The following is an 8,962-nucleotide window of genomic DNA, read 5'->3' on the forward strand; positions in this document are numbered from 1 at the left end:
CGCAACACAAGTACCGCGCGCGCTGGCTCCCGCGCCACCGATGTCGTCCGCCACGCCGGTGCCGCACCCGCGAACGACCACGCCTCGCAAAGGCCGCGGTTGGCCGGGAGTGCCGGCAGTTGCAGGCCGGCACAGCGCGCCCGCGGTAGCGCGCACGCGTTCGGCCACGCCGCGTACGTTCTAGAATCCGGGCATCTCATTGCGGACCCCGATATGGACCCGATCCTGCTAGGCAAAGGCGTGACCGACGACATCGCAGTGCTGCTGCAACCGCGCCTGGGCAACCGCCACGGCCTGGTTGCCGGCGCCACCGGCACCGGCAAGACCGTGACCCTGATGACGCTGGCCGAAGGCTTTTCGCGCATCGGCGTGCCGGTGTTCCTGGCCGACGTCAAGGGCGACGTGGCCGGCCTGGCGATGCCCGGCGACGGCAGCGAGAAGGTGCTGCAGCGCGCCCGGGAGATCGGCGTGGCCGACTACGCCCCGGCCGCCAACCCGGTGCTGTTCTGGGATCTGTACGGCCAGCTCGGCCATCCGGTGCGCACCACCGTCAGCGAGATGGGCCCCACCCTGCTGGCGCGCGTGCTGGAACTCAACGACACCCAGGCCGGCGTGCTCGACATCGTGTTCAAGCTGGCCGACGACCGCGGCCTGCTGCTGCTCGACCTGGACGACCTGCGTGCGCTGCTGGCACTGGTGGTGGAAGAGCGCAAGGACATCTCCACCGAGTACGGCCTGGTCAGCGCGCAGTCGGTCGCCGCGATCCAGCGCGCCCTGCTGCGCCTGGCCCAGGACGGCGGCGAAGGCTTCTTCGGCGAACCGGCGCTGGACCTGGCCGAGCTGATGCGGGTCGACCACGACGGTCGCGGCGTGATCGGCATCCTCGCCGCCGCGCAACTGGTGCTCAAGCCGCGCCTGTACTCGACCTTCCTGCTGTGGCTGCTGTCGGAACTGTTCGAGCGGCTGCCGGAAGTGGGCGATCTGGACAAGCCGAAACTGGTGTTCGTGTTCGACGAGGCGCACCTGCTGTTCGACGATGCGCCGCCGGCGCTGGTGCAGCGCATCGAGCAGGTGGTGCGGCTGATCCGCTCCAAGGGCGTGGGCGTGTACTTCTGCTCGCAGTTTCCGGACGACGTGCCCGACAGCATCCTCGGCCAGCTCGGCAACCGCGTGCAGCACGCGCTGCGCGCCTACACGCCGCGCGACCAGAAGGCGGTGCGCACCGCCGCCGAAACCTTCGTGGCCAATCCCAAGCTGGACGTGGCCAAGGCCATCTCCCAGCTCGGCACCGGCGAGGCGCTGGTGTCCACGCTGCAGGACAAGGGCGTGCCGGCACCGGTGCAGCAGACCCTGATCGCCCCGCCGCGCTGCCGCATGGGCGCGATCACCGACGCCGAGCGCGCGCAGGTGCGCGCCGGCAGCCCGGTCGGCGGCCGCTACGACACGCCGGTCAATCGCGAATCGGCGGCGGAACTGCTGGCGAGCCGGGTCGAGCAGAGCGCCGACCACAGCGCCGCGCCGCCGGCACGCACCCGCGAACAGGACGAAGCGCAGGACAGCGGCTTCGGCCAGGCGGTCAAGGACGCGGTGTTCGGCACCAAGCGCCGCCAGGGCATGCTCGAGGCGATGGCCAAGCAGACTTCGCGCACCATCGGCAACCGCATCGGCCAGCAGATCGTGCGCGGCATCTTCGGCAGCATCTTCGGCGGCAAGCGCTGAGCGCAGCCGACGCCAGAGGAAGCTCCAGCATGGACAGGAACGCGATGAGCGCCTTGCAATGATGTCGCCGGCAGACAAGCCGACAACGCTCCAGGGAAGCTGCCACTGCGGCTGCCTGACCGTCGCGTTCTCGACGTATCAACCGGCCGAGGACATCCATCCGCGCGCCTGCGACTGCAGCTTCTGCCAGAAGCATGGTGCGGCCTACGTTTCCGATCCCGCCGGCACGCTGCGACTGACGGCCACGCATGCCGAGGCCGTGCATCGTTATCGCCAGGGTGCGGAGGCCGCGCAATTCCAGCTGTGCCGCCAGTGCGGGGTGCTGGTCGCGGTCACGTTCGAGCATCAGGGGCGGCTTTACGGTGCCGTCAATGCCGGCTGTCTGAACAAGACGCCGGCGTTGGGGGCCGCAGCACCGGTGTCCCCACAATGGCTGGACGCCGAGGCAAAAATGGCCCGATGGCGGCAGGCGTGGGTGCCGGACGTGCAATGGGTCATCGCTGACACCTGAGCATGCCTGCCGCACACCGTCGTCACCGGCGATCGGCAGGCGCAGCGTTCAGAACGCTGGATTCGCGGTTGGGCGCGGCCTTCGATCCTGGCGATACCACCCGCAGAGACAAAAACCGATAAAGCGACGCTAGGCCAGCAAACCGTGCAGCTTGGCGTACTGCAGCAACATGATGGTCTTGGCGTCGGCGATCTCGCCGGTGTCGATCATCGCCAGCGCGGCATCGAGCGCCAGCTCCAGCACTTCGATCTCTTCACCCTCGGCGGCCACGCCACCGCCGGCACCGACCTTGTCGCGGTCGACATACTCGCCCACGAAGAAGTACAGCCGCTCGGTCACCGAACCCGGACTCATGAACGCCTCGAACACCTTGCGCACGTTCTCGATCCGGTAGCCGGTTTCCTCTTCGGTCTCCTTGCGGATGCAGGTCTCCGGATCGTGGCGATCGAGAAGGCCGGCGCAGGCCTCGATCAGCATGCCGTCGGGGTTGCCGTTGAGCAGGGTCGGCAGACGGAACTGGCGGGTCAGCATCACCGTGCGCTTGGCGCGGCTGTACAGCAGGATGGTCGCGCCGTTGCCGCGGTCGTAGGCCTCGCGCGTGAGCGCCTGCCAGCTGCCGTCGTGACGCTGGAAATCGAAGCTGACCTTGCGCAGCACGTACCAGTTGTCCGACAGCACTTCGATGTTGGTGACGCGCACGCGCGGGTTGCCGGAAACGAAGGAAGGGTCCAAGCGAAACTCCAAGGGACAAGGGATCACGGCAGGCCGCAGGCGCGGCACCCGCCACACCTCTGCCGCCGTTCGACCGGGCAGTGTAGCCAGCACGCACACCTGCGCGCCGGCACGGGGTGCGCTTTGCGCAACCGACCACACTCCCTCGGTGCCGCCGTCCGCATCGCGCCGCCGCCCCAGCCAGCCTCCCGATTGCGTGCGCCGCAGCCGACCCGCACAATCGTCACACTTCGTAGACAGGGGGCGTCATGGAAGACCGTCGTCGCGCGGGCGCGAGCCGCGTACACCGCAGCACACCCGAACCGTTCTGGGCGCGCACCCGCGCCATCGCGCTGTATCCGCTGCGCGGCGGCGCGCTGTACGCGCTGATCGCGCTGACCCTGTGCAGCCTGCTGGGCATGCTGCCCGGCATCGGCTGGATCCTGGGCATCGTCACCACCCTGGCCATCTACAAATACGCCTTCGAGATCCTGCGGCACACCGCCGACGGCTACCTGGACGCGCCGGAACGCGGCTTCGACATCGGCGACGGCGTGGTGCTGCGGCTGCTGGCGATGATGATCCTGCTCGGCGTCGCGGTGTTCGCCGCGCTGCTGCTGACCGGGCCGGTCGGCGGCCTGCTGATGCTGCTGGCGGTGGTGCTGCTGCAGCCGGGCATCCTGATTTCCCTGGCGATGGACGGCAGCCTGCGCCGCGCGCTGAACCCGGCGGTGTCGATCGGCCTGGCGCTGCGCATCGGCTGGCCGTACCTGGCCGCGTTCGGCCTGCTGTTCGTGATCCAGGCCAGCGCGCTGGGCGCCGCCGCCTGGCTGCAGCGCGTCCTGCCGCCGCTGGTCGCCGACCTGGCGGTCACCGTGGTGACGATCTGGGGCCTGTTCGCCGCCTTCCACCTGATGGGCTATCTGGTCTACCAGTATCACGCCGTGCTGGGCTACGAACCTGCCGCCGACGCCGCGAGCGGCTTCACCCGCCACGACCCGGACCAGCGCGTACTCGACGAGGCCGAACAGCTGGTGCGCGACGGCCATACCGACGACGCGCTGCAGGTGCTGCGCAGCGAAGTGCGCACCCGCGCGGTGAGCCTGGGCGTGCACGAGCTGTACCAGCGTCTGCTGCGCGGCAGTGCGCGCCAGGACGAACGCCGCGAGCACACCCGCCAGTACATCCACCGGCTGCTGCAGGAGAAGCAGGAACGGCGGGCACTGGCCCTGCAGCGCGAGGCGCTGGATGCAGATCCCGACTTCGTACCGCTGCTGCCGGAACAGGCCACGCTGCTGGCCGAACGCGCGCAGCTGGCCGGCCAGTTCCGGCTCGCCGCCGACGGCCTGCAGGCCGCGCTGCGTGCCTGGCCGAAGGCACCGGAACACAGCATCTGGTCGCTACAGGCCGCCCTGCTGCTGGCCGAACGCTTCGGCGAGGACGCGCAGGCGCGCGGCCTGCTGGAACACGCGCTGAGCCGCTGCGACGACCAGGTGCAACGCGGCAAGCTGCAGGCGGCGTTGCGCGCGGTGACGATCGCGCCGGTCTAGCGCGCGTCGCGCACGGTGCGGGGCGCGCCAACATGCCCCGCTTCGGTACCGGGCCGCGCCCTCACGCGTTGGCGAGCAGGAACCGCGCCTTGTCCGCCTGCGGCAGGTCCGGGTAGCGCTCGACCAGCGCCTGCAGCACGCGTCGCCACTCCGCCGTGGCCTGGCGTTCGCCATGGCCCAGCGCGAGCCGGAACCAGGCCTGTGCCTGCTGCTCGCGCGGCGAGGCCGCATCCTGCGCCAGCAATGCCTCGGCCTCGGCCAGCATCCCCAGCGTCATCCAGCGCGCGAACAACGCCGCGCGCGTCGACGCATCCAGATCGCCGGCCGCGGCAAGCACTGCCGCCTGCTGCTGCGCCTCCTGCACGGACGGCGCCGCCAGGCGCAGCACGTCCAACGCACGCAGCCGCGCCGTCGCGACCTGGCCGGCGTTCGCGGCCAGGCGATAGCGCGCCAGCGCCACATCGAAGCGCTGCGGCGCCTCCGCCGCCAGCACCTCCAGCAGCGCGCCGGCCTGGACGTGTTCCATCCGACCCAGATGCGCCTGCGCGCGGTCCCAGCGGTCGTCGGCCGGCATCCCGTCATCGTCGCGCAGGAAGGCCTCGCGCGTCTGCCCGGTTGCCACCAGCACGGCACCGAGCAGCGCGCCGACCATCAGCCCGCCGGCATGCGCGTCGAAGCCGATGCCGGCATCGCCGTTGCACAGCAGGTTGTACAGCTCCCAGCCCAGCCACAGCGGCAACAGCACGATGGCCGGCGCGCGCACGTAGTCGAACAGCACCGCCACCCAATAGAAGAAGCGCACCGGACGCCGTCCCCACACCACGCAGAACGCACCCATCAGCGCGGCGATGGCACCGGACGCGCCAAGGCCGGCCCCTGCCTCGCCCCATCGCCAGCACAGGCTGGCCGCGCTGGAACCGAACGCACCGAGCAGGTACACCGCCAGGAACCGCCAGCCGCCGATCGCGCCCTCCAGCAAGGTGCCCAGCGCCAGCAGGAACAGCATGTTGCCGAGCAGGTGCATGGCGTCGGCATGCAGGAACGCAGCACTGAGCATGCGCGCCGGTGCCCATTCCGAACTGCGCTGCACATGGCGCAAGGTGAACACGCGCTGCAGCAACGCATCGTAACGCGCGCGCAGCGGCGTCCACGCCTGCTGTGCAGCGGCATCCGCGAAGGCGCTGCCGTCGCGCATGGCCTGCACGAAGCTCACGTCGTGCACAGTGGCGGCGCCGACGAAGGCCGTCCGCTCCGCTGCCGGTACCTGCTGCAGTTGCGCCAACGCCTCGCGCTGACCGCTGCGTTCCAGATGGCGCGCGTAGGCCGGCGCTTCCAGCGCGCCGAGTCCGGAGTCCGTGTAGTAGCGCTGCGCCTGCCGCAACGGCGTCGCGTCCTGGCGCTGCCAGCCGACGTAGACCGCGATGTTGAGCAGGATCAGCAGCAGCGTGACCAACGGAAAATTGTCCCGCGACAGCGGCTTGTGCAGCGGCAGGATCAACATCGAAGAACGTCCATGTGCGGGGCGGCGCCAGCTTCGGCCATCGTCCGCGGGTGCGCAAGCCGCAGGCACGCGCTAGCATCGCCACCCCGTTCCACCGCAGTCGCACCGATGAGCCGCTGGCGTCCCCCTGCCGAAAAAAGCACCGCCCTGATCACCCCGGAAGGCCATGCCCGGCTCAAGGCCGAGCTGGAGGAACTGTGGCGGGTGCGCCGCCCCGAGGTGGTCAAGGCGCTGGCTGCGGCCGCGGCCGAGGGCGACCGCTCGGAGAACGCCGAGTACACCTACCGCAAAAAGCAACTGGGCGAGATCGACCGACGCGTGCGCTACCTGAGCAAGCGCCTGGAAGCGCTGCGCGTGGTCGCCGAGGCGCCGTCCGACCCGCAGGCGGTGTTCTTCGGCGCGCACATCGAACTGGAGGATGCCGACAGCGGCGAACTGCGCCGCTACCGCATCGTCGGCCCGGACGAGACCGACGCGGCGCGCGGCTGGATCAGCATCGATTCGCCGCTGGCGCGTGCGCTGCTGAAGAAGCGCGTCGACGACGAAGTGGAAGCACAGCTGCCCGGCGGCCGCCACAGCTTCGTGGTGGTGGCGGTGGACTACGCCGCGCCGTGAGCGCGCGGCGCCGTGGCGCCACGCATGCCGCCGCCTGCAGCGTCAGAGCAGCCGCAGATCCAGCGGCGTTGCCGAAGACGCCTGCGCCGGCAGCCCATCGCCGAACAGGTCATGCTCGTCGCTGTCGGTGATCTCCACCTGCACCAGATCGCCCGGCTTCAGCCCAAGCTCGCCGCCGTTCTGGATATGTACCAGGCCATCGATCTCCGGCGCATCGGCCTTGGAGCGCGCCACCGCGATGCCGTCCTCCAGCAGATCGACCAGGCACTCCTGCACCGTGCCGATCTTGGCTTCCAGGCGCGCGGCGGAAATCGCCGCCTGCCGTTCCATGAAGCGCGCCAGCCGCTCCTGCTTGAGTTCCTCCGGCACCGGATCCGGCAGTGCGTTGGCGCTGGCGCCTTCCACCGGCGAATAGGCGAACGCACCGACGCGGTCGAGCTGCGCTTCGTCGAGAAAATCCAGCAACTGCTCGAACTCGGCGTCGGTCTCGCCGGGGAAGCCGACGATGAAGGTCGAACGCAGGGTGATTTCCGGGCACAGCGCGCGCCAGCGCTGCACGCGCTCCAGGGTGCGCTCCACCGCGCCCGGCCGCTTCATCAGCTTGAGGATGCGCGGGCTGGCGTGCTGGAACGGGATGTCCAGGTACGGCAGCAGCTTGCCCTCGGCCATCAGCGGGATCACGTCGTCCACGTGAGGGTACGGATACACGTAATGCAGGCGCGCCCACGCGCCCAGTTCCGACAGCCCCTCGCACAGCGCCTTCATCCGCGTCTGATAGCTGCGGCCGCGCCACTCGCGTTCGGCGTACTTCAGGTCCACGCCGTAGGCCGAGGTGTCCTGCGACACCACCAGCAACTCGCGCACCCCGCCCTTGACCAGGCGTTCGGCCTCGCGCAACACCTCGTCGACCGGGCGCGACACCAGGTCGCCGCGCATCGACGGAATGATGCAGAAGCTGCAGCGGTGATTGCAGCCTTCGGAGATCTTCAGGTAGGCGTAATGCCGCGGCGTCAGCTTGACCCCGATGTCGTCCTCGGCGCCCCGCGCGCGCGGCAGCAGGTCCACGAACGGGTCGTGGCGCGGCGGCAGCGCCGCATGCACCGCTTCCATCACGCTCTGGTAGTCCTGCGGACCGGACACCGCCAGCACGTCCGGATAGGCCGCGCGGATCTGCTCCGAGCGCTTGCCCAGGCAGCCGGTGACGATGACCTTGCCGTTCTCGGCCATGGCCTCGCCGATCGCCTCCATCGACTCGGCCACCGCCGAATCGATGAAGCCGCAGGTGTTGACCACCACCACGTCGGCCGCGTCGTAGCTGGGCACGATCGCATAGCCCTCCACGCGCAGCTGGGTGAGGATGCGTTCGGAATCGACAAGGGCCTTCGGGCACCCAAGGCTTACCATACCTATACGCGGCTGGCGGGCCGCCTGTGAAGTTGTTTCTGTCATGTGGGGTGAACTGTGAGTGGTCTTGTCTATAGCTACATGCGCTTTTCCGACCCAAGCCAGGCAGCCGGCCATAGCCGCGAGCGCCAGGAGGCGTACGCGTCAAAATGGGCGGCAGAACACGGTCTGCAGCTGGACAATAAGCTCACGATGCTGGATGAAGGCTTGTCAGCCTATCACCAGCGGCACGTGACGTCAGGAGCGCTCGGGGCGTTTCTGGCGGCGGTACAGGCCGGGCGGATCGAGGCGGGATCGGTGCTGGTGGTCGAAGGGCTCGACCGGCTTTCGCGCGCCGAGCCGATCCAGGCCCAGGCGCAACTGGCCCAGATTGTAAATGCCGGCATCACGGTAGTCACCGCCAGCGACGGCAAGACTTACAGCAGGGAGCGACTGAAGGCGAACCCCATGGACCTCGTCTACAGCCTCTTGCTGATGATCCGCGCCCACGAAGAGAGCGACACCAAGAGCAAGCGGGTCAAGGCGAGCATACGCTGGTTGTGCGAGGGATGGCAGGCCGGGACGTATCGCGGCCGGATCCGCCAGGGGCACGATCCCGAATGGCTGCACGAAGTGCCAGGCGGGCCTAACAACGGTTGGGAACTAGTCCCCGAGCGTGTCGCGGCCGTGCGCAGAGCCGTGGCGTTGTACGTCCAAGGGGCAGGTGGACTGCGCATCATGCAGGTCCTCGACGCTGAGGGTCTAGATGTGATCTCTCAGTAGGTTGTTCATCCGGGGCATCTCTGGAAGATGGGGGTTACCAAGCCAACCCAGCCCCAGGAGCCCCGGATGAACCTGCATAAACATGCCCGTTTGAGCCCTCGCGGTCGAGCCCTGCTGGTGGATCGCATCCTTGTTCATGGGCTGCGCGTGGAGGAGGCGGCGCATGCCGCCGGGGTCAGCGTGCGTACA

The 8,962-nt window shown here is 69.2% G+C and carries 9 protein-coding genes; 6 read left to right on the forward strand and 3 right to left on the reverse strand.

All coding sequences use genetic code 11. The annotated features are described in order from the left end of the window. Positions 1-213 precede the first annotated feature (213 nt). Together CEK65_RS04480 and CEK65_RS04485 are read left to right on the forward strand one after the other, a co-directional pair. Entirely contained in the window at positions 214-1,719 is a 1,506-nt protein-coding gene (locus CEK65_RS04480) for a helicase HerA-like domain-containing protein (protein WP_152180906.1), read from the forward strand. Between the two features lie 58 nt (positions 1,720-1,777). Further along, positions 1,778-2,230 (forward strand): GFA family protein, encoded by a 453-nt coding sequence (locus tag CEK65_RS04485; protein ID WP_152180907.1) that lies wholly within the window; start codon positions 1,778-1,780, stop codon positions 2,228-2,230. 129 nt (positions 2,231-2,359) lie between these two features. On the opposite strand, the gene nudK is transcribed toward CEK65_RS04485, so the two are convergent. Continuing rightward, entirely contained in the window at positions 2,360-2,962 is a 603-nt protein-coding gene (gene nudK, locus CEK65_RS04490) for a GDP-mannose pyrophosphatase NudK (protein WP_017915167.1), read from the reverse strand. Positions 2,963-3,210: 248 nt separating this feature from the next. Between nudK and CEK65_RS04495 the strand changes: the two genes are divergently transcribed. Then, positions 3,211-4,491 (forward strand): hypothetical protein, encoded by a 1,281-nt coding sequence (locus CEK65_RS04495; protein ID WP_152180908.1) that lies wholly within the window; start codon positions 3,211-3,213, stop codon positions 4,489-4,491. 61 nt (positions 4,492-4,552) lie between these two features. Here the strand turns inward: CEK65_RS04495 and CEK65_RS04500 are convergent, their stop codons facing one another. Continuing rightward, on the reverse strand, positions 4,553-5,992 hold the full coding sequence (locus CEK65_RS04500) for a rhomboid family intramembrane serine protease (RefSeq protein ID WP_152180909.1): 1,440 nt from the start codon (positions 5,990-5,992) through the stop codon (positions 4,553-4,555). 108 nt (positions 5,993-6,100) lie between these two features. Here CEK65_RS04500 and greB point away from each other — a divergent pair, with 108 nt between their 5' ends. Beyond that, the gene (gene greB, locus CEK65_RS04505; RefSeq protein WP_017911327.1) at positions 6,101-6,607 is read left to right on the forward strand and encodes a transcription elongation factor GreB; all 507 of its coding nucleotides are present in this window, start codon (positions 6,101-6,103) and stop codon (positions 6,605-6,607) included. Between the two features lie 42 nt (positions 6,608-6,649). On the opposite strand, the gene rimO is transcribed toward greB, so the two are convergent. Next, on the reverse strand, positions 6,650-8,056 hold the full coding sequence (rimO, locus tag CEK65_RS04510) for a 30S ribosomal protein S12 methylthiotransferase RimO (RefSeq protein ID WP_152180910.1): 1,407 nt from the start codon (positions 8,054-8,056) through the stop codon (positions 6,650-6,652). A 36-nt stretch (positions 8,057-8,092) separates the two neighbouring features. On the opposite strand from rimO, the gene CEK65_RS04515 reads away from it, so the two are divergent. Next, entirely contained in the window at positions 8,093-8,773 is a 681-nt protein-coding gene (locus CEK65_RS04515) for a recombinase family protein (RefSeq protein ID WP_226980471.1), read from the forward strand. Positions 8,774-8,839: 66 nt separating this feature from the next. Continuing rightward, the coding region (locus CEK65_RS04520) for a leucine zipper domain-containing protein (protein WP_255424495.1) at positions 8,840-8,962 on the forward strand (123 nt) is incomplete at its 3' end.

This window comes from Xanthomonas sp. LMG 12459 (assembly GCF_009192905.1).
In the GTDB taxonomy this organism is placed as follows: domain Bacteria; phylum Pseudomonadota; class Gammaproteobacteria; order Xanthomonadales; family Xanthomonadaceae; genus Xanthomonas_A; species Xanthomonas_A sontii.